We start from the raw sequence: 19,446 nt of genomic DNA, 5'->3' as shown, positions 1-19,446 counted from the left end.
GGTTGTCCGAGCTGGGCAAATCTTGGCTTCCGGGGTTATTGACTCAGTTTGTATCCAAATGTATTCAAATGGACGCAATATGCAAGCGTGAGCGTTATGACCATCCAGGACGACCCAATACAACCCGGCCCACAAGGCAATTCCGCCTATCAGCGCCTATTGAACGAGATTCGCGAAGGAACCCTTTTTCCCGGCGACCGCCTGAGGGAAATTGAATTGTCCGAACGGTTGGGTGTCAGCCGGACGCCGATCCGCGAAGCGATCCGGCAGCTTGAGGCGGACGGGCTGGTCACTCATGTGCCAAGGCTGGGCGCAACGGTCCGCAGCCTCGATTACGCCGAAGTTATGGAGCTTTATGAGATGCGCGCCGTGCTTGAAGGCACAGCGGCTCGATTGGCAGCGCGTGCGGCTTCGGACGTTGAACTTGATGAGCTGGAGGTTTTGAATGATCGACTGGCCGAGGCCGGTACGGGTCCGGACGCAGCCCGGATCAACCGGATTTTTCACGCCACTTTGCTGGATGCAGCCAAGAACCGGTTTCTGACAAAATCCATGCTGTCCCTGCACAAGGCGCTGCTGATCCTTGGCCCATCACAATTGTTGGACAGTAATCGGGCAGAAACGGCGGTGACTGAACATCGGCGGATCATGACCGCCCTGAAATCGCGCGACGGTGCCGCAGCAGAAACGGAAATGCGCGCTCATATCCAGGCAGCCCAACGCATGCGTATCCGCGCGCTGCAGGAACGTGACCGCACAAGCGATCAAAGCCAGTAGGAACACGGCACATGGCCACCCAAATGGAAGCTTATGATATCGCGGTGATCGGTGGTGGGAACGCGGCCCTATGTGCGGCAATGACCGCGGCCGAAGCAGGCGCGAGAGTCCTGATCCTAGAAACCGCGCCAAAACCGTATCGCGGGGGAAACTCACGCCACACACGCAACTTTCGCTGTATGCACACCGGTCCTTTAGGTCCGTTGATCGAGGAATACAGCGAGGATGAGTACCTGTCCGACCTGCTGAAAGTCACGGGTGGCAGGACTGACGAACATCTGGCCCGCTTGGTGATCCGAACCTCGGAAGAATGTTTGCCCTGGATGGAAGAGCACGGGGTCCGGTTCCAACCGTCTCTTTCAGGTACATTGTCCCTTGCCCGGACCAATGCGTTTTTCATGGGGGGCGGCAAATCTCTGGTGAATGCCTATTACCGGACAGCCGCCGGATTGGGGATCGACGTCCGATACGAAGCCGCAGTCACGCATCTGGAGCTGAATGGTGATCAGATCGAATGGGTGGATTTCACCTATGAAGGTCAAGAACATCGCATTACTCCCAAAGCCGTGATTGTCGCCTCGGGCGGGTTTCAGGCCGACACTGATTGGCTCACCCGCGCATGGGGCGAACCTGCAAAGAACTTCCTGATCCGGGGTACTCCCTACAATCGAGGTGTAGTGTTGGCCAACCTTCTGGATCAAGGCATTGAGCGTGTCGGCGATCCGACCCAATGCCACGCCGTTGCCATCGACGGGCGTGCGCCGAAATTCGATGGCGGGATCGTCACTCGTCTGGATTGCGTTCCGTTTTCAATCGTCGTGAACAAGAACGCAGAACGGTTCTATGATGAAGGCGAAGACGTCTGGCCCAAACGCTATGCGATCTGGGGACGTCTGGTGGCCGCCCAACCGGATCAGGTGGGGTATGTGATCATCGATGCTAAATCGCTGAATTTGTTCATGCCGTCAGTGTTTCCACCGCTCAAGGCGGACACATTGGAAGAACTGGCCGGGATGATGGATCTGCCAGCCGACAAGCTGACGGCGACCGTCGCCGCGTTCAATACCGCGTGCGGTGATACCAGCGGGTTTCACCCGACCGAATTGGATGGCGCAATGACCTCTGGTTTGACACCGCCCAAGACTAACTGGGCTCGCCCGATTACTGAACCGCCTTTCTACGGGTACTCGTTACGCACCGGTGTGACGTTCACGTATCTGGGCCTGAAAGTCGACGATACGGCCCAGTGTTCGACCCGTGACGGTAAAATCAAAAACCTTTGGGCTGCCGGAGAAACCATGGCCGGGTCGATCCTTGGGCAGGGCTATCTGGCGGGTTTCGGCATGACCATCGGAACCGTCTTCGGACGCATCGCAGGACGTGAGGCCGCCACTTATGCAAACTGAATTGATCCAGGAAGCCCGCCGTCAGGCCGAAATCTGCAACGCGTGCCGCTATTGCGAAGGCTACTGCTCAGTCTTCCCATCCTTGCATGCGGAACGTGCGTTCTTAGACAGCGATATCACGCAACTGGCAAACCTCTGCCACAACTGCCGGGGGTGCTATTACGCTTGCCAGTACACAGCACCGCACGAGTTCGACCTCAACCTACCCAAAGTTTTGGCCGAGGTTCGACGGGGCAGCTGGGAAAGCTTCGCCTGGCCGCAACCTCTGGCGCGCCGGTTTCACACGCATGGTGGAGCCATCGCCTTGGCGCTTGTGATTGGATTTGCTCTGCTGTTCTGGGTCATTCGCACCATTGGGTCGAGCGGAGGGGAGGGTTTCTATGGTGTCCTTTCGCATAATGCGATGGTCGCGATCTTTGCCCCTGCCTTCCTGTTGCCACTCTTTAGTACTGCCATCAGCCTGAGGCGCTACTGGATCGATGTTGGCGGCAAACCCATCCAAATGGCTGACGTGACCGCTGCTTTCAAACGCACCGGTAAGATGCAGGACCTCGCCGCAGGGCACGGTGAGGGCTGTAATTTCGAGGACGAAGACCGATTTAGCCAGGCTCGACGTCACATTCATCAAGCCATTATGTATGGCTTCCTGCTGTGCTTTGCTTCAACCTCGGTCGCGACGGTTATGCATTACGGCTTTGGACTGCACGCACCCTACGGGTTCTGGTCTTTGCCCAAACTGTTCGGGATTTCAGGGGGTGTTTTGCTGACGTTGGGTTGCGGTTCCATGGTGTACCTCAAACAAAAGTCCGACCGCGATCTCGGTGACCCCACGGCCTGGGGAGGTGATATCGGTTTTATCCTGCTGCTCGGGTTTGTTGGGCTGAGTGGACTTGTTCTATACGCCCTCAGTTCAACAGCATTGATGCCTGCACTGCTTGCCATCCATCTTGGTTCGGTACTGACGTTCTTCCTTCTGACGCCCTATACCAAGATGGCTCATGGTTTCTATCGGCTTGCTGCCCTTATCAGGGACGCACAACGGAAAAGTGATTTGCTGGCGGTTTCCTAACAGCCGGTCGGCCAGTTGCACGGTGACAGGAATTTGAACTAAATCGCTATTTACAGCGTTTTTCAAATGATCCCTCGTCTGACACCCTCTTTCTTCGCGGAAAATGTGGCCAATCTACTGGTACCACAACGGTTAAGATATCGGTTTGAAACGCCTGCGCCACCATTGAGGCGAAAAGCCACTTTGATTGCTGCCAGAAAGTGTGGTGCTGTGACGCCGGAGCGATAGGTAATAGTTGAGCTGGGTGATGACTGTAGTCTGAAAACTAAGGTCTGCTTGGGGAAGCTGCATTGCGGCGTTGACAATCCCGATGGACGGCGGGAATGGGCCGTCCTTGCTGGAGCGCTGCTACGTGACAGGCGAACATGCTGCGACCGATCTAATGTCGGTAGAGAGCCCAACGCAGCCATTGAAGTTTTGTGCTGCGCGCATTCGCAGCACAAAATACCCCGCATACGCAAAGATGGGAACGCCGCTGCCCAGCGGGCATAGGCGCCATTTATACACTGCGCGGCTAACTAGATGAATGACCTTCGTTCCTGTTCCCGGACACCGGGGTAAAGTACCCCTGTCCAAGAAAGGAGCATGGAATGGGACAATCGAGACGAACGTTTACAGATGAATTCAAAGCCGCAGCTGTTGGTCGGCTTTATGAGCCTGGTGCAACACAAACCGGCGTGGCCAAGGAACTGGGTGTGACGAGCTCGCAATTGAAGACGTGGCGCTTGGAGATCGAAGCGGCAGGATCAATGGCGGCACTGCGCAGGCAGCAGGCGGATGCGGCGGAGCTGGACCGTCTGCGGAAGGAAAACAAACGTTTGAAGCTGGAAAATGAAATCCTCGAGAAAGCTTCTGCTTTTTTCGCTTCAACTGTTTGGTCGGAGCACCTGACAGCTCATTCGACAAAAGGTGATCTTTAGCCCCGATTTCGGAGGTGCAGTTTTGACCTACCCTGGATTGACCCAGACACTTCGCGTTTTCTCCGCGATGCTAACGGTATTGCGAAATAGCTCGCAATTCTAATCTGTTTGGGATTGCCATCCGTTTAAAGCGGTCAAAGTGATTCATTGAATTTGAGACTGCTGCCTTGGGGCTCAAATCAGATGTTCTTTGCACCCAAGCCTTTTAGCCAAGAGTTCCTGTCTATCAATCTGATCATGAGAAATAGAATACTGGGGTTTCAAATGACTTGGCCCCGGTAAACTGTGGGTTGCGACGAAGCGAGGAAAACACAATGCTCGCTTCGCTGTATACTGTAGTTACTTCAGGTAAGTGTTGAACCAATCAATGGTGCGGTCCCAAGCTAGGTTTGCCATTTCCTCGTCGTAACGAGGCGTGCTGTCATTATGAAAACCGTGGTTGGCATTTTCGTAGATGTAGGCCTCGTAAACCTTTCCGTTGGATTGCAGGGCGGCTTCAAAATCCGGCCAACCTGCGTTGATGCGCTCATCAAGCTCTCCCATCTGAATCAGCAACGGTGCCTGAATTTTGGCCACATCCTCAACTGCTGGCTGGCGACCATAGAATGGCACGCCCGCGGCCAATTCGGGGTAAGCTACGGCAATTGCGCTGACCACACCACCGCCATAGCAGAAACCCACAGCGCCAACCTTCCCGGTGCAGTCTTCTCGGTTCAATAGGTATTCAAAGCCATTGAAGAAATCATTCATCAGCTCGACCCGATCGACCGTCTTTTGAAGCTCGCGCCCATCAGCATCGTTGCCTGGGTATCCGCCAACCGACGTCAGACCGTCTGGAGCCAGAGCCATAAAGCCTGCTTTCGCCAAGCGTCGCGCCACATCTTCGATGTAGGGGTTAAGGCCGCGGTTTTCGTGGATTACCAATACCGCGGGCAGGGGCTCTTCAACGCCTGCGGGTCGGACAAGATAGCCGCGAACATCACCGGTTCCATTCGGTGAAGGGTAGGTGATGTAGTCCGCGTGGATATCGGGATCGTTGAACGACACTTGCTGAGCCATCGCGTAGTTCGGGCTGAGCATGTTCAGCAGCGCGGCCGCTGTCACGCCGCCGACCGCGAACTTGCCTGCGCGGTCCAGGAATTGGCGCTTGGTGATCTTGCCGTGCGCGTAAAAGTCATACAGGTCCAGAAGTTCCTGGTCGAAGTCTTTTGCCGTCATGCGAGTCATTGTGGATCTCCTGATGAGTTTGGCAGTCTGAAGGGTGGGTAGTATCCGATCTGAAAGTCCTGATTTGATTGAGCGTCTGGATGGGCTTCCTAAGATACCGCCGGTGACAGTTCCTTGTTCGCGTACCGTTCGCGCAGCACGTTCTTTTGAACTTTTCCCATAGTGTTTCGCGGCAACTTCTGGACGAGTTCGTAGCGGCGAGGATGTTTGAATCGCGACAGTTTGTTTCTGATGATCGAGTCGATCTGTTCCACCTGAAGCTGTGCTCCAGGCTCGGCAACAAAAGCAGCAATAATTGCTTCTCCAAATTCGTTGTCGGGAACCCCGAAGACCGCCGATTCCTGAACACCATCGACATCGTTCAAAACGTCTTCAATTTCTTTGGGGTAGACGTTGTAACCACCAGTGATGATCAGGTCTTTTGACCGACCTACAATCGACAGGTAGCCATCCTCGCTGTACTGGCCCAGATCTCCGGTGATGAAAAATCCATTTTCTCGAAGCTCTTCAGCCGTTTTTTCGGGCATTTGCCAATAGCCCTGAAAAACATTGGGGCCACGCACTTCGATCATTCCGACCTCGCCCTGGGGCAGCGGTTCTCCAGTTTCAGGGTTGGTTACGATCACCTCGGTGCCGGGTATGGCTATACCAACAGTTCCCGCGCGACGCTCACCGCCATAAGGGTTAGAGGTATTCATGTTCGTCTCGGTCATACCGTAGCGCTCAAGGATGTGGTGGCCGGTGCGCGTTTCGAACGCCACATGGGTTTCTGCCAGCAACGGGGCTGAGCCGGAAACAAACAGGCGCATGTTCTCTGTGATCTCTGCGGTGAAACCGTCATCCGCCAGCAATCGGGTATAGAAAGTGGGGACTCCCATTAGAAGGGTCGAGTGGGGCAATTCCTCCAAGATCATACCGGTGTCGAATTTTTTCATCAGCCGCACTTTGGAACCGGCGAGTAGTGAGGTGTTCATCGCCACGAAAAGCCCGTGCGTGTGAAAGATAGGCAACGCGTGAATCAAGCGATCAGCGTCGGTGATACCCCACAAATCCACAAGGGCTTGGGCATTGGACAGCAGGTTTCGGTGGCTGAGCATCGCGCCCTTGGACCGGCCCGTGGTACCTGATGTGTAAAGAAGCGCCGCGAGGTCGTCCGGCGCGCGATCCACGGTTTCGAATACACAAGGCTGTGCGTCCGCTTCGCGGCTCAAGCTTGGATTTTCGCCACCCAAGGTCAGCAGCTTTGCACCAGACCGGGTCGCCAATTGTTCGAATTCAACTTTGTCGTGGCTGTCGCAAACGATTAATGCAGGTTGCGCATCAGAGATGAAATAGTCCAACTCTGCCATGGTATAGGCAGTGTTTAGGGGCAGGTAGACAGCACCTGCCTGAACCGAAGCGGCATAGAGCGCAATCGTGTCGACCTGCTTGGGCGCTTGCACAACGATGCGACCGCCGGGGGAAACTCCGCTGTTCTGCAAGACATGCGCGATTTGCGCGGTGCGCTGCAGAAACGCATCATAAGCGACCACCTGGCCATTATCGAGTTGCAGGAATGGAGCCGTGTTGCCCTCGTGGCGGGCAAACAAACTGTCGTAAAGTGTATTAGTCACGCTGTATTTTCCCTAGGCTTTACCACAAGCGTCGCAGTTGAAGCCGCGCGAATTGAACGCGAGGCTTGGATCGTGGCACGTGTCGCGAATTCTTCGTGGTAACGTTCTGTTTTGTTCAAATCGTAAAGGTAGTTGACCATCGCACCTCCGGAGTGGGCGCGTCCGTTTGGCGACTGATCTGCCTGAGCATGCAGTTCATGAAGCTCGGCACCATTTCCCAAGTGAAAGCGCGCCACAGGGTCAAGCGGCATTCCATCTTCGCGCTTGGCGAACATCAAGTATCGGGCGGCCATCGCGCGCACGTCCTGCGGTGTTGCTGTTTCTGCAAGCACGGCCTCGGCGGCATGCCCGTGTTCCGGGTTTTCTGTTTCACCAGCCAGCCACCGGTTTAGCCCCGGTATCGGCGACAATGTCACAAAGGTATCAAGCCCGCGAAGCTCCCGCGAAAGTTCGGTCACAACCTGCTTTATCAATAGGTTCCCAAAGCTGATGCCCGCCAAACCCTTTTGGCAGTTTGAAATGGAATAGAACGCCGCGACCTTTGCCTGCTCGGCTTCGATCGGTTCTCGTGCTTCGGATAGAAGCGTATCTATTGCATTCGGGATTTCAGCGGTCAGAGCGACCTCAACAAAAATCAGTGGCTCATCTGGCATCGAGGGGTGGAAGAACGCAAAACAACGACGGTCTGGCGGGTAGAGCCTTCGCCGCAAATCGTCCAGATCGTTGATCTGGTGTACCGCTTCATAGGCGACGATCTTATCCAGAACGCGGGCAGGGGTGTCCCAACTGATTTGCTTGAGGACAAGAAAGCCTCGGTTGAACCAGCTGCGCAATAAATGGACGAAATCGATATCCGTTCGCTTGAGTTCCGGTTTGGATTTGAGAAAGCACAGCAGATCAACGCGCATGGCTACAAGTTCCTGCGTCGCACCAGACGGCTGGTTCAACCGTCGCAATAACTCTTGCCGCCGTGGCTCTGAAACTTCACTAAGCTTTTGATAAATATTGACACTTTGGTCACTGGCGTAGAGGCGGGCTGCTTCAGAAAGCTGATTTGCGTCCAACTCAAGTTGGTCATTCAAATAGACAAAAAAGTCTAGTTTCTCCGCATCATTCAGGGTGTGGTAGCGCTCAAGGATCGTAGACGCGAGCGTCAAGCCTGATACTTCACCTTCCGCAGATAAAAGCGCCTCACATAGCTCGGCAATGGACCGTTTGTCATCCTTGCCACGCCTATTGTCGGGACGGTCTAGCAATTGGTTTAGTAGATCACCCAGAAACCAATTCCGCTGCATTTCAGGGCTCCATCTGGCTGCTAAGGTACTCACCTGTTCGGCGGTAGTGATCGATTAGGTGCCGAGTTGCGCTGTCTGCGTCGTGATTTAATGCGGCGTCCAGGATTTGCTGATGTTCGGCGGCGATGTCTCGCTTTTTGTAGCTCGACCCGCCGGCCGCCAGATAGCGGTAGCGAATGTTCAGGTCATAAAGTTGCGAGCAATACCGCAGCAGCAACGGCAGTTTCGAATTGTCCAACAAGGCCATATGAAACGCCTTGTGAGCGTCCTCAAAGTCCCGCGCCCCGTTCTGGCTGGCCTTTTTCATATGATGGTGACGTAAGACAAGCCGATCTTCCCAGGCCGCATCCGCATTGGTGATGGAAGCGCGCAACGCGGTTTCCTCAAGGTTGCAGCGCAACAGAAGTATTTCCTCGAAGTTACACTTGCTGACTGGCGCTGCCCGAAATCCGCGCTGATCAATCCGCTCGACCAACATGTCTGAAGTCAAAAGGCTAAGCGCTTCACGAACCGGACTAGCGCCAGTGTCCAAAAGCCCGCGAAGCTGTTCGATCTTGAGTTTTTGACCTGGAGGTAATTCTCCGGTCAGGATCATTTCGCGCAGCCTTCGATACGCTCCATGAGTGGCTGATGTCTCTTTGCCCTCGGTATCAAGCATGGCGTCCATATCCGACTGTTCCTATTTCGCAGCAAATACTCTTGAGTGCACTTAACTGAAGGCACTCGTTCCAGTCGATAGACCAACTGAAAGGTTCAGCGAGCCTTCGTTGATCAACCAGCGCCGAAGTACAAAGCTACGTGCCCCGCTTTTGTGCATAGGATCGTCTTCGGCCAGCTTCCGGGCGGATTCAAGGTTGTCGGCGCGATAGATGATCAGGCCCATTCCTTGCATATGCTCGCCGGTTTCATCCGACATGGGGCCTGCAAAAGCCAGCTGCCCCGAACGTTCCAACTGCGCCTGATACGCCAAGTGATCTGGCAGTGACGCCTTTACATCTTCGGGCGTTTTGGCTGGCGTGCTCAGCGCGACGTAAAGCTCTAAAGCAAGCGCACCGCGGCTTTTTGCTTCTGATTTGTAGTCTGCCCAAGCAACCATTTGCCGTCTCCAAAATATCGATATTATTTGACATATGGCAAAATAGTCGGCAAAAATCAAGCGAACTGACATGGATGGTGAAAATGAAATACCTGGTGGGAGAGACTTCGGAAAGCACAGCGGTTTTTGCTGTAAACGGCGAGAACGCAGTGAATCTAACGGCTTTGGACCCTGCCGTCGGTTCGGATTTGATGGGTTTGATAGCCAAGCCTGAACTGGCCGACTCACTTGTCGGCAAAATTGACGCGGCAGACAGTATGCCCGTGTCTTCCATCACTCCGGCATTGCCCGTTGCTGCTCCCGGAACGATCATTTGCATGGGGTTGAATTACACGGACCACATCAAGGAAGGCGGGTATGACATCCCGGAATATCCGACGCTGTTCATGCGCGGGAAGAACTCGATCATGGCGGCAGGGCAACCTATGGTGCGGCCCGCCTGTTCCGAGAAGCTCGACTACGAAGCCGAACTTATGCTGATCGTTGGAAAACGCGGCCGCCATATCTCGGAACAGGACGCACTGAATTATGTCTTTGGCTACACTGTATTCAACGATGGTTCGCTGCGGGACTATCAGCGCAAAACCGTTCAGTGGACGCCCGGCAAAAACTTTGATGACACGGGCGCGATCGGTCCTTTCACCGTGACGCCGGATGAGTTGCCCGAAGGGGCGTCAGGTCTGAAGATCGAAAGCCGTGTTGGTGACGAAATCCTGCAAATCTCGAACACGGCCAATATGATCTGGGGTGTCCGGCAGGTAATTGCGACGATTTCGGAATATACCACTTTGGAGCCGGGGGATCTGATTGCGCTGGGTACGCCGCCTGGTGTCGGACACGCCAAAAAGCCCAATCCCCGTTGGTTGAAGCCCGGCGAAACCGTTGAGGTCGAGATTGAAGGTATCGGAATTTGCGCCAGCCCAATCATTGACGAAAAGGACGCCAAGTCCAAGGTGGCTGCAGCATGAGCGCACCAACCGGAGCAGAGCTGGAGGCACTTCGCGCCAAGGCGCAGCAAGATCACCGCGATCTGCGCGAACGCATTCCACGCTTGTCGGATGACGCGATTGCGTTGATCTTACGCGAGTCCAGATCTCACTACGCGTGGACCGACAAGCCAGTTTCAGATGCGTTGCTTGAAGAGATATACGACATCACGATCAACGGCGCGACCAGCATGAACACGCTGCCCGCGCGCTTTATTTTCGTGAAAAGTCCCGAAGGGAAAGAGCGGCTTGCAAGGTCTTTAAAGCCGAAGAATGTGCCAAAGATGATGGATGCTCCGGTCACGGCGATCATTGCCTATGACATGGACTTCTGGAAGGAACTGCCCTTTCTTTTCCCGCACGAAGACCGTCGGCCATTGTTCGAAAACAAGCCCGACTACGTGGCAGACACGGCCTTTCGAAATGGCACTCTGCAGGGCGCGTACTTCATGATTGCGGCCCGGGCTGTCGGGTTGGACGTTGGCGCCATGTCAGGTTTTTCGAACAAGATCGTCGACGAGGAGTTCTTCGCGGGCGCGACGCTCAAGTCCAATTTTCTTTGCAATTTGGGCTACGCAGACGAGACCGGTCTGTTCCAGAAGCTTCCACGTTTTCCATTCGAAAAGGTTTGCACTTATGCATGAGGAGGTGACGCTGTGGCTATGAAAGTAGAACCTGTCGTGACTTACCGAACGACAGCTCAATGCCCGACACATGCGCGTACTGAGATCCCAATTCGCGATCTTGATGTGGTTGTCGACGAACCCGTCGAACGCGGCGGAACAAATCTTGGCCCGTCTCCGACCGAAACCGCAATGGCAGCCTTGATCGCCTGTACGAACGTCATCGGGCACAAGAATGCACACCGGTTGGGAATTGATCTTGGCGCGGTGACAATCGACGCGAAATGCAGGCTGGATCGGCGTGGTGTGCTGATGGAGGAGGAGATCGATGTTCCGTTTCCGGAAATCGAACTCACCGTGAATTGTGAGACGCCCGCCAGTCAGGAGGAACTGACGCGCGTGGGCGAGGAGACAGCCAAGTATTGCGCCATCGCAAAACTGTTTGAAGCGGCAGGCACGGACCTGACCGTCAACTGGGTCAAAACAAAAAAATAAAAAAGACCCGACTTTCTGGGAGGAGAGAAATGAAAAACTGGACCAAACGCAGCCTAATGGGCGCTGCTCTGGCAGGCGTCATGGCAATGCCCGTCGCGGCAGAAGAGACCATCTCTGCCGTCGTAATTGATGGCTATCCCGACCGCGCGTTGTGGGTGAAAGAATTCACCAACTTCTTCATTCCAGAAGTGGATAAACGGCTGGGCGTTTCCGGCAACTATAAAATGAACTGGCAAGAGAACTATGGCGGTTCAATCGTTAAGCCGAAAGGCGTTCTAGAAGGGATTCAGCTTGGCCTTGGCGACATAGGTATCGTCACAACCATCTTTCATTCTTCTAAGCTGCCCAGCCAGGGTATTTCGGGATCGACACCCTTCGTGGCGTCGGACTCCCGTGCCGTGGCTAAGGCAGTGGATGAAATCGCGCGCGAATACCCTGCGATGCAGAACGAGTTTGCCGCGCAGAACCAAGTTTATCTTGCCACGGGCGTTGTGCTCGACACCTATCAAATTTTCTGCACGGAACCTGTTTCTTCGGTTGCTGATCTTGAGGGCCGCAAAATCGCAGGAGCAGGCCTGAATCTGCGGTATCTCGAAGGCATCAAGGATGCGGCAGGTGTGCGCGGTGGGCTGACCGATTTCTACAACATGCTTCAGACGGGTCTGGTTGATTGTGGAATGCTGTGGCCCGAAGCGGCGAAGACGTTCAAGATCGCTGAAGTTGCCCCGTATATGCTCAAGGCCGATCTGGGTGCTGTGAACTCAAAAACCATCACGGTTAATGCAGACTATTGGGCAAGCCTGCCGGACGAAGTCAAAGAGGTGTTGACGGCGGTTGCCATCGATTACCGTGACCATGTCGCCGGCATCGCGATGGACCGCGCCGCTGCTTCGCGGGATGCGTATGTTGAAGCGGGTGGAACAATCGTTGAGGTTTCGGACGAAGACCGTGCCGCTTGGGCAAACGCCATGCCGAATGTCGCGCAGGAATGGGCCGCGACGCTGAATGACAACGGCGAACAAGGAACGGAAATGCTGGCCGCTTACCTCGGCAAGCTTCAGGATGCCGGATTCACCGGCGTGCGTGACTGGACGGCTGAATAACTGTCTGGCGATCCACGAAAGGGGCCTTTCATGCTGAAGACCGCAGTTGCTGGCCTGTCGCGGGTCGCCAATTCGCTCGCAATCGCCGCCAACGCCTTGGGTACGCTCGTCGTCCTTGCGTTGGTGGTCATTCTGAATGTTGACGTCATCGCGCGTGGCCTGTTTTCAGCCCCTCTGCGCGGGACCTACGAGATGGTCCAGTTTTCGGTCGTGATGATCGTTTTCTTGCAGTTGGCCGACGTCGTCAGAGTGGATCGGCTGACCCGCTCAGACGGGTTCCTGAACTTGCTACACCATCGCCGCCCGGGTCTAATAGCCAGCCTGAGGCGCATCATCAACGCCATATCGGCAATCTTTATGGCTTTGATTGCGTATGTAACCTTCCCAGAATTTCTTCATATGTGGGAGACACAGGACTACTTCGGAGTACCCGGTCTTTTCACATTACCATGGTGGCCGGTCAAACTGGTCATCGCGTGCGGTACTGCGCTTGCCTGCGTGATCTTCCTGCTTAAGGTCGTCACGGCGCAGGACCGCCCGCAGCTTGTCCGTACACCCGAGCATGACGAGGCCGCAGAATGACGCCGATTGAGATTGGCCTGATCTCGGTCATTGCCATCGTCTTTTTGATCTACGCAGGTGTCTACATTCCGATTGCTTTGGGCGTGGTCTCCTTCGTGTCGATCTGGCTGATGCGGGACAACTTCACGCTTGCGCTCAACCTGCTGAAGGTTGCGGTGGGCGACAGCGCGATGGAATACAGTTTCGCGACAATCCCGCTGTTTACCTTTATGGGTCTCATCGTTTCAAAAGCGGGACTAGGCAGGGACATTTACGAAGTCATGACCATGCGGTTTCGCAAGGTCAAAGGCGGTATCGGAATGGCGACCGTCGGAGCAAACGCCGTGTTTGCGGCCGTTACCGGGTCGTCCATTGCGTCCGCATCAGTGTTCACCAAGGTCTCGGTCCCGCAGATGATGGCGCAGGCATATAATCCACGTTTTGCGGTTGGGGTTGTGGCCGGGTCGTCGGTTTTGGGGATGATTATTCCACCCTCGGCGATGCTGATCATCTATTCCTTTGTCGCCGAACAGTCCGTAGGGGACATGTTTCTGGCGGGAGTAATACCCGGTATCATGCTGGCGATAGCTTATGTGGGCGCGATCTGGTTGATGGGCCGCTTCACACCTGCATTTGTGGGCGGCCGGGTCGTCGAAGACACCGAATGGATGTCCGGGCGCGAGATCGCATCTAAGACCCTGCCCACATTGTTCATTATCACGGTAGTGCTCGGTGGCATTTACACAGGATGGCTAACCGCTGTCGAGGCGGGTGCCGCCGGGGCACTGGTTGCGCTCGTGATCGCAGTTGTGCGCAAGTCCATGACACCAAGAGCGTTCTGGGAAGCGTTGCTGGAAACCGGTCACATTACAGCGGCGATTTTGTTCCTGATTACGGCAGCTTCGATTTACAGCCGCATGCTGGGACTGGCCGGGCTGCCCAATCAGTTGCAAGACTTGCTTGCGGGGAATTCAGCGTCCTTTTGGTCGATCATGCTGCTCTACGTCCTCTTGATGCTTTTTTTGGGAACACTACTCGATACGGCGTCCATCATTCTGATCGTTGTCCCGCTGTTTCTGCCCATGGCCGAAGCTCTGGATATGTCGCTGATCTGGTTCGGTATCATCACCGTTGTCGGCGCTGAAATCGGACTTTTGACCCCGCCGCTAGGCATATCCTGTTTCGTCATCAAATCCACGATCAACGATGACCGCATATCGCTAATGGACGTCTTCATGGGCGCACTTCCCTTTGCGTTCGTGATGCTGATCGTTCTGTTCATTCTGATCGAATTCCCGATCCTCAGCCTTGCCCTGATATAAGGAGGCCAAGATGCGCTCTGTTACCTCAGACAATATCACCGACGTTTTCATGGGGTACTTGTCCAAAGATACCGATCCAAGGATGCGTGAAATCATGGGGTCTCTGGTCAAACACCTTCATGGTTTTGCCCGTGAGACCAATCTGACACATGACGAATGGCGCGCAGGAATAGCGTTTCTTGAGGGGTGCGCCGCCATAGAAACAGAAGACAGGCACGAGTTTGTTCTGGCCTCGGATGTGCTAGGCCTGTCGTCTTTGGTGGATATGCTGCATTCCAGCCCTGACGCGACCAGTTCCTCCGTGCTGGGGCCATTCCATGTCTCTGGCGCACCCCCGCTGCCGATCGGTGGCGATATGAAACGCCACTATGGAGGGCCGGTTCTGCTGGCCGAAGGCGTGATCCGGGATACAAAGGGCAATCCGATTGCGGGTGCTGAGCTCGACATTTGGCAAACCGCGCCAAACGGGCTTTACGCCAGTCAGGATGAGGAACAGGATACCTATTCTTTTCATGGCTTGATGACGGTCGGCTCAGATGGCCGCTATGCTTTCACCACTGTCAAGCCAGTGGAATACACTGTACCATCTGACGGGCCGGTTGGGGATATCCTGCGCGCCTGCGGCCGCCATCCCTGGCGACCGTCGCACTTGCACTACATCATTAAGGCCCCGGGTTATCGCTCGTTGGTGACAGAAATATTTCCCGACGATGATCCCTATCTGGATGAAGACACGGTGTTTGGCGTGCGCGACGATCTGGTGATGACCTATGTTGAAAGGCCAGTTTCAGAATTTCCTGATGGCATGGAGCTTTCTGGTAAGATCACTGAACCTTTCTTGCACGTGAAGTTCGATGTGAGGCTTGCCAAAGTCTGAACGATATTGAGGAGGCTTGAGGTGCTGAAACATATCTTCATATTAGGTGCCGCGCTGATTTGCAGTAGTGCTATCGCAGAAGAGCGCCCGATCTTTGACGCGCATATTCATTACAGCCACGATGCCGTCAAACTGGTTCCTCCCGAACAGGTGGCCAAAATCCTTCGGGATGCGGGCGTTCGTAAAGCCCTGGTCTCCAGCTCGGATGACAATGGCACTCAACTATTGTTGGCCGCAGCACCAGATATAGTCGTGCCAGCACTGCGCCCTTACCGTCGCCGCGGTGAAATCAACACCTGGATGCACGATGAAACTGTAATCGACTATTTGGAAGCAAATCTGGCCAAGAACGACTACGAAGCCATCGGCGAGTTTCACGCTTACGGAGACGACATTAAGACGCCGGTTATCCAGCGCATGATTGCACTGGCGAAAGAGCGGAACCTCATTCTACACCACCACGGCGATCGAGAGGCAGTTGACCTGATCTTCGAAACCTGGCCTGAAGCTCGGGTACTGTGGGCCCACTCTGGCTTTGATGATCCAGCGAGTGTTGTTGACGCGCTGGATACCTATCCCAGGCTTTGGGCCGACCTGGCGTTTCGTTCAGACATGGCTTCAAGAGGCAGAATTGACCCCGATTGGAAGGAGGCTTTCGAAGCCCATCCGGATCGTTTCATGGTTGGTACGGACACGTTCGCACCTGAACGTTGGTACTACGTAGGCCCTCATGCCGATTTTTCGCGTGAATGGTTGGATTTGTTGCCGGACCAGATCGCAGACAACATTGCCTATGCCAACGCAGAACGTTTGCTGGCATCAGAATGACCCACTGCGCTGCTTGGTTTCTTATATGGTCTAGCGCGGCCGTTGCTTGTGAGGCGACGGGGCAACGCATGAATTCGGACGCTCAAAACGCGCCCGAGGTGTATCTGGCTGTCGACGAAATTCCGTTGGCGCAACCGTTTTCCATTTTGGTTTCAGTTTGCGATGGGACTGCTGTTCGCCAATTGCATGTGGATGCAATAATGCCGGCTCATCGACACGGTATGAACTATACCCCCAATGTTACCGCCTTGGGCGGCGGAGCGTTCCGCGTTGATGATATGCTGTTTCACATGCCGGGTTTGTGGGAGCTGCAGGTCGATGTCGACATCAATGGCCAATCAATTTTCTATTCGTCAGAAATTACGCTGAAATGAAGCTGTGGGTTACAGCTGCGCTCATAGCCTTGACAGGGGCAGTGCGTGCAGAGGTCTTGTTATCTGCAGACGAAATTGAACAAACGCTTTCCTTTGGGCCGTGGCCACCATCCTTCCAGTCAGACCCAAGCAATAGGGTTTCGAACAATGCCAGAGCGATCGCGCTTGGAGAGGCCTTATTCAACGATCCGGTGTTATCCGTCGACGGTGCATTTTCTTGTGCAAGTTGTCATGATCCTGAACAGGCGTTTGCAACGTCGGAGGCGCGGGCGCTCGGCCGTGTACTGTTGGACCGAAACACTCCATCACTGCGGAACCTGGCCGGACTCCGCTGGTATGGGTGGGGTGGCAAAAGCGATAACCTTTGGGCAGCCAGCCTGCATCCGATCATCGAAGAACAAGAGATGGCGCACAGCCCCGAAAGCCTAAAAACAGCAATGTCTGAAAGTGCCTACATTGATGACTTTGAAGCTATTTTTGGCGTCATCCAAAATCAGGGCCCAGAGCTTGTTCTGGTGAATGCCGCGAAAGCTCTTTCGGCTTACTTGGAGATTTTGGTTACAGACCGGACGCAGTTTGACGATTTTCGCGATGCCTTAGAGCGTCGAGATTTTCCAGCGGCTGCCTACTACCCTGAGGCAGCCCAGCGAGGTCTTCAGCTGTTTTTAGGGCGCGGGAATTGCGTATTTTGCCACAACGGCCCGAGGTTTTCCAACAATGAGTTCCACGATGCCAGTGTACCATATTTTCTGAATGAAACCGAGGTCGACGAAGGTCGGTTTGGTGGATTGAACTTTTTGCTCTCAAGCCTCTATACACTGGACGGCGACTGGAATGACGATCCGGATAAGCAAGGTGCTTGGGCGGTTCGAAATGTACGCCGGAGCCACGCTGAATTTGGAACCTTCCGCACGCCCAGCCTGCGTGGAGTGGCTGAAACCGCACCGTACATGCATGACGGCAGCCTAAAGGATCTGAACGCTGTGATCCGACATTACAGCAAAATCAATACGGAAAGGCTGCACGCCGACGGTGAAGCCATTCTCTCGCAATTGAATTTGTCTGAGCAAGAGATTGCAGACTTAGTTGCGTTTTTGATGACGCTGTCCAAGGCACCTTATTAAAGCGTTTGTGTTTAAAGCCCGGGAATGGGCTATTTGGCAAGCTGGTTCGGCGACTATCGTTAGCAGTGCCGATGAGGGGGTTCTGCTCGCTCTGGGTCAGATTTGCTTGACGTTTGGGTCAGAAATGGATGACGTGATTGGCCGATTTGTTGAGGTTTTGGATATCGATTGAGTCAAGTATCAGTGACGTTCTACATTTCCTGTTGAACGTCACACGAATCTGACCCAACCGTCACAGGTGGACCAGAAACAAGGTGAACGTTCGACATCAGATGGCGCCCCCAACGTTGGACATCAGTTGAATTTGACCTTTACGTCATCAACTAACACGCCGCCCCCTTATTATGCTCCCGCAGACAGTTTGGTTTGTTCTGACTTCCCTTTCGGACAATCAGAGCTGATTTGCAGGTCAGACAGCGAAGCTGCCTGTTCCTGCTAATCTGCCACGTGGCAAACGCGGGGGGGGGCGAGGCAACGCTATTCGACAGGGGTGGTGCGGCCCGCAGGCACAGCCGAGGACAAGCGGTCATATTTCACGACCGATATCCGCGCCGATAGGAAACTGCAGAAGATGATCTAATGATTCGGCGCCGACCAGTAACAAGGCAAAGCAGTCATTCGACAGAACTGTTTCGAGGGCTGCGACCGCAGCATCACAGAACCACCCTGAAGGTCTCCTTTGGGCCGCTTTCCGAGCTTCGAGGTCAAAGCAGTGCAAGTTTTTTAAGGTGGTTTTTACACAATGGCTGCATCGATTGAAGCTTTGTTTCAAAAGCCGGTCATGCTCTGATGTAACCATGAAAATGAACAAAACTGCACTGGCTTACGGGGCATTGTTGCTTGCAATGCTGATCAGCGCCGGGAACTTTTTGTTCGGCAATCTGGCAGTCAACGAAGTTCATCCGGTTGTATTAACATTTTGGCGCTGCCTGATTGCAGCAATATTTGTTTTACCACTTGTTCTGAAGAGACGGAGCAACCCATTCCATCATTTTCAGGGCAGTTGGCTTCGTACTACAATCCTTGCTTGCATTGGCGTGGTGGCTACGCCCTGGTTTGTATATACAGCGCTCCAATCCAATGATCTGATAGATCTTGGCGCCGGATATACCAGTGTGCCTTTGCTCACGATCTTGTTTTCGGCATTGTTGCTTAACGAACGATTGCGGGCAGTTCAGTATCTGGGTGTCGCCATCGCACTCTTTGGAGCGCTGGTTTTTGCATTTCGTGGTGACTTGGAAAATCTAATCAATTTCAACCCGCATCTCGCTTTCCTTTTGATGATAGCCTCCAATGCTTGCCGCGGGCTTTATTTGGTTCTTCTCAAGAAATGGCACATGCATCTTAAGCCCGACGAAGGTTTGTTCGTGATTTTCGTTGTTGGCATTGTCGTTCTGCTGCCGTTCGTTGTGATACATGAAGCTGGCACATTTCGACCATTAGACTACTCTTGGCAGGTCTGGGGCTCGATCCTGTTCGTCGGAGTTGGTATGGGTGCTATCTATCTGCACTTGCTTAATTTCGGCACAAACGAAGTTGGTGCGTCGACAGCCTCCCTATTTGCATATCTCGTGCCGATACTCGTTACGGTCGAAGCTGTAGCCCTAAAGGGCGTGGATCTCCAGATCTATCAAGGTTTCGGCGGTGTGCTGATTGTTAGTGGCGTTTTGATCGCAACCCGTTTGCACCATCGACCAACCGCTGCGGACCATCCGCCTCATTGATACATGTGCTTCCAGCGGTATTGTGC

General features: G+C 54.2%; 20 protein-coding genes. 15 read left to right on the top strand and 5 right to left on the bottom strand.

Going from position 1 to position 19,446, the window contains the following annotated elements; all coding sequences use genetic code 11:
• The first annotated feature begins 96 nt into the window (after positions 1-96).
• The 4 genes from AC2FFA_RS14780 to AC2FFA_RS14765 all read left to right on the top strand — a co-directional run bounded on the left by AC2FFA_RS14780 (position 97) and on the right by AC2FFA_RS14765 (position 4,172).
• Positions 97-777: a GntR family transcriptional regulator gene (locus AC2FFA_RS14780; protein WP_496852173.1), complete on the top strand. Its 681-nt coding sequence runs from the start codon at positions 97-99 to the stop codon at positions 775-777.
• Between the two features lie 11 nt (positions 778-788).
• Entirely contained in the window at positions 789-2,183 is a 1,395-nt protein-coding gene (tcuA, locus tag AC2FFA_RS14775) for an FAD-dependent tricarballylate dehydrogenase TcuA (protein WP_496852172.1), read from the top strand.
• On the top strand, positions 2,173-3,252 hold the full coding sequence (tcuB, locus tag AC2FFA_RS14770; protein ID WP_496852171.1) for a tricarballylate utilization 4Fe-4S protein TcuB: 1,080 nt from the start codon (positions 2,173-2,175) through the stop codon (positions 3,250-3,252). Before tcuA ends, tcuB begins: the two co-directional genes overlap by 11 nt.
• A gap of 590 nt (positions 3,253-3,842) precedes the next feature.
• Entirely contained in the window at positions 3,843-4,172 is a 330-nt protein-coding gene (locus tag AC2FFA_RS14765) for a transposase (RefSeq protein WP_496852169.1), read from the top strand.
• Between the two features lie 339 nt (positions 4,173-4,511).
• On the opposite strand, the gene yghX is transcribed toward AC2FFA_RS14765, so the two are convergent.
• From yghX to AC2FFA_RS14740, 5 genes are all read right to left on the bottom strand, one after another.
• A complete protein-coding gene (gene yghX, locus AC2FFA_RS14760; protein WP_496852167.1) occupies positions 4,512-5,399 on the bottom strand; it encodes a YghX family hydrolase in 888 nt (295 codons plus the stop codon).
• Positions 5,400-5,488: 89 nt separating this feature from the next.
• Positions 5,489-7,012 carry a malonate--CoA ligase gene (locus tag AC2FFA_RS14755; RefSeq protein ID WP_496852165.1) on the bottom strand — a complete coding sequence of 508 codons (1,524 nt, stop codon included), beginning with the start codon at positions 7,010-7,012 and terminating at the stop codon, positions 5,489-5,491.
• Positions 7,009-8,307: a malonyl-CoA decarboxylase gene (locus AC2FFA_RS14750; RefSeq protein WP_496852164.1), complete on the bottom strand. Its 1,299-nt coding sequence runs from the start codon at positions 8,305-8,307 to the stop codon at positions 7,009-7,011. Before AC2FFA_RS14750 ends, AC2FFA_RS14755 begins: the two co-directional genes overlap by 4 nt.
• A 1-nt stretch (position 8,308) precedes the next feature.
• Positions 8,309-8,974, bottom strand: coding sequence for a GntR family transcriptional regulator (locus AC2FFA_RS14745; RefSeq protein WP_299898915.1), 666 nt, complete (start codon positions 8,972-8,974; stop codon positions 8,309-8,311).
• Between the two features lie 42 nt (positions 8,975-9,016).
• A complete protein-coding gene (locus AC2FFA_RS14740) occupies positions 9,017-9,403 on the bottom strand; it encodes a YciI family protein (protein WP_496852163.1) in 387 nt (128 codons plus the stop codon).
• 83 nt (positions 9,404-9,486) lie between these two features.
• Here AC2FFA_RS14740 and AC2FFA_RS14735 point away from each other — a divergent pair, with 83 nt between their 5' ends.
• The 11 genes from AC2FFA_RS14735 to AC2FFA_RS14685 all read left to right on the top strand — a co-directional run bounded on the left by AC2FFA_RS14735 (position 9,487) and on the right by AC2FFA_RS14685 (position 19,420).
• Complete coding sequence (locus AC2FFA_RS14735; RefSeq protein WP_496852162.1) at positions 9,487-10,371, top strand: fumarylacetoacetate hydrolase family protein; 885 nt, start codon at positions 9,487-9,489, stop codon at positions 10,369-10,371.
• The gene (locus AC2FFA_RS14730; RefSeq protein ID WP_496852160.1) at positions 10,368-11,033 is read left to right on the top strand and encodes a malonic semialdehyde reductase; all 666 of its coding nucleotides are present in this window, start codon (positions 10,368-10,370) and stop codon (positions 11,031-11,033) included. Before AC2FFA_RS14735 ends, AC2FFA_RS14730 begins: the two co-directional genes overlap by 4 nt.
• A gap of 18 nt (positions 11,034-11,051) precedes the next feature.
• The gene (locus AC2FFA_RS14725; protein ID WP_496852159.1) at positions 11,052-11,507 is read left to right on the top strand and encodes an OsmC family protein; all 456 of its coding nucleotides are present in this window, start codon (positions 11,052-11,054) and stop codon (positions 11,505-11,507) included.
• A 29-nt stretch (positions 11,508-11,536) separates the two neighbouring features.
• Entirely contained in the window at positions 11,537-12,610 is a 1,074-nt protein-coding gene (locus AC2FFA_RS14720) for a C4-dicarboxylate TRAP transporter substrate-binding protein (RefSeq protein ID WP_496852158.1), read from the top strand.
• A gap of 30 nt (positions 12,611-12,640) precedes the next feature.
• Positions 12,641-13,192: a TRAP transporter small permease subunit gene (locus tag AC2FFA_RS14715; protein ID WP_496852157.1), complete on the top strand. Its 552-nt coding sequence runs from the start codon at positions 12,641-12,643 to the stop codon at positions 13,190-13,192.
• A complete protein-coding gene (locus AC2FFA_RS14710; RefSeq protein WP_117870050.1) occupies positions 13,189-14,493 on the top strand; it encodes a TRAP transporter large permease in 1,305 nt (434 codons plus the stop codon). The genes AC2FFA_RS14715 and AC2FFA_RS14710 overlap by 4 nt, the downstream gene beginning before the upstream one ends.
• A gap of 10 nt (positions 14,494-14,503) precedes the next feature.
• Entirely contained in the window at positions 14,504-15,370 is an 867-nt protein-coding gene (locus AC2FFA_RS14705) for a dioxygenase family protein (protein WP_117870048.1), read from the top strand.
• Positions 15,371-15,391: 21 nt separating this feature from the next.
• Positions 15,392-16,198 (top strand): amidohydrolase family protein, encoded by an 807-nt coding sequence (locus AC2FFA_RS14700; protein ID WP_117870045.1) that lies wholly within the window; start codon positions 15,392-15,394, stop codon positions 16,196-16,198.
• Between the two features lie 68 nt (positions 16,199-16,266).
• The gene (locus tag AC2FFA_RS14695; RefSeq protein ID WP_162896822.1) at positions 16,267-16,572 is read left to right on the top strand and encodes a hypothetical protein; all 306 of its coding nucleotides are present in this window, start codon (positions 16,267-16,269) and stop codon (positions 16,570-16,572) included.
• Entirely contained in the window at positions 16,569-17,696 is a 1,128-nt protein-coding gene (locus AC2FFA_RS14690; protein ID WP_117870041.1) for a cytochrome-c peroxidase, read from the top strand. The genes AC2FFA_RS14695 and AC2FFA_RS14690 overlap by 4 nt, the downstream gene beginning before the upstream one ends.
• 797 nt (positions 17,697-18,493) lie before the next feature.
• Positions 18,494-19,420 (top strand): DMT family transporter, encoded by a 927-nt coding sequence (locus AC2FFA_RS14685; RefSeq protein WP_496852156.1) that lies wholly within the window; start codon positions 18,494-18,496, stop codon positions 19,418-19,420.
• Positions 19,421-19,446: the final 26 nt, after the last annotated feature.

The sequence above is a fragment of the Ruegeria sp. YTSB088 genome (genome assembly GCF_059609825.1).
The sequence above is the reverse complement of the archived record's forward strand: the minus strand, read 5'-3'. Positions and strand labels throughout refer to the sequence as shown.

What these genes read in the sequence shown, in the direction of transcription:
- AC2FFA_RS14710 (WP_117870050.1), top strand. Translation starts at nt 13,189, where the DNA reads ATGACGCCGATTGAGATTGGCCTGATCTCGGTCATTGCCATCGTCTTT.
- AC2FFA_RS14720 (WP_496852158.1), top strand. Translation starts at nt 11,537, where the DNA reads ATGAAAAACTGGACCAAACGCAGCCTAATGGGCGCTGCTCTGGCAGGC.
- AC2FFA_RS14735 (WP_496852162.1), top strand. Translation starts at nt 9,487, where the DNA reads ATGAAATACCTGGTGGGAGAGACTTCGGAAAGCACAGCGGTTTTTGCT.
- AC2FFA_RS14740 (WP_496852163.1), bottom strand. Translation starts at nt 9,403, where the DNA reads ATGGTTGCTTGGGCAGACTACAAATCAGAAGCAAAAAGCCGCGGTGCG.
- AC2FFA_RS14725 (WP_496852159.1), top strand. Translation starts at nt 11,052, where the DNA reads ATGAAAGTAGAACCTGTCGTGACTTACCGAACGACAGCTCAATGCCCG.
- AC2FFA_RS14705 (WP_117870048.1), top strand. Translation starts at nt 14,504, where the DNA reads ATGCGCTCTGTTACCTCAGACAATATCACCGACGTTTTCATGGGGTAC.
- AC2FFA_RS14715 (WP_496852157.1), top strand. Translation starts at nt 12,641, where the DNA reads ATGCTGAAGACCGCAGTTGCTGGCCTGTCGCGGGTCGCCAATTCGCTC.
- tcuB (WP_496852171.1), top strand. Translation starts at nt 2,173, where the DNA reads ATGCAAACTGAATTGATCCAGGAAGCCCGCCGTCAGGCCGAAATCTGC.
- AC2FFA_RS14685 (WP_496852156.1), top strand. Translation starts at nt 18,494, where the DNA reads ATGAAAATGAACAAAACTGCACTGGCTTACGGGGCATTGTTGCTTGCA.
- AC2FFA_RS14765 (WP_496852169.1), top strand. Translation starts at nt 3,843, where the DNA reads ATGGGACAATCGAGACGAACGTTTACAGATGAATTCAAAGCCGCAGCT.
- yghX (WP_496852167.1), bottom strand. Translation starts at nt 5,399, where the DNA reads ATGACTCGCATGACGGCAAAAGACTTCGACCAGGAACTTCTGGACCTG.
- tcuA (WP_496852172.1), top strand. Translation starts at nt 789, where the DNA reads ATGGCCACCCAAATGGAAGCTTATGATATCGCGGTGATCGGTGGTGGG.
- AC2FFA_RS14745 (WP_299898915.1), bottom strand. Translation starts at nt 8,974, where the DNA reads ATGGACGCCATGCTTGATACCGAGGGCAAAGAGACATCAGCCACTCAT.
- AC2FFA_RS14695 (WP_162896822.1), top strand. Translation starts at nt 16,267, where the DNA reads ATGAATTCGGACGCTCAAAACGCGCCCGAGGTGTATCTGGCTGTCGAC.
- AC2FFA_RS14780 (WP_496852173.1), top strand. Translation starts at nt 97, where the DNA reads ATGACCATCCAGGACGACCCAATACAACCCGGCCCACAAGGCAATTCC.
- AC2FFA_RS14730 (WP_496852160.1), top strand. Translation starts at nt 10,368, where the DNA reads ATGAGCGCACCAACCGGAGCAGAGCTGGAGGCACTTCGCGCCAAGGCG.
- AC2FFA_RS14690 (WP_117870041.1), top strand. Translation starts at nt 16,569, where the DNA reads ATGAAGCTGTGGGTTACAGCTGCGCTCATAGCCTTGACAGGGGCAGTG.
- AC2FFA_RS14750 (WP_496852164.1), bottom strand. Translation starts at nt 8,307, where the DNA reads ATGCAGCGGAATTGGTTTCTGGGTGATCTACTAAACCAATTGCTAGAC.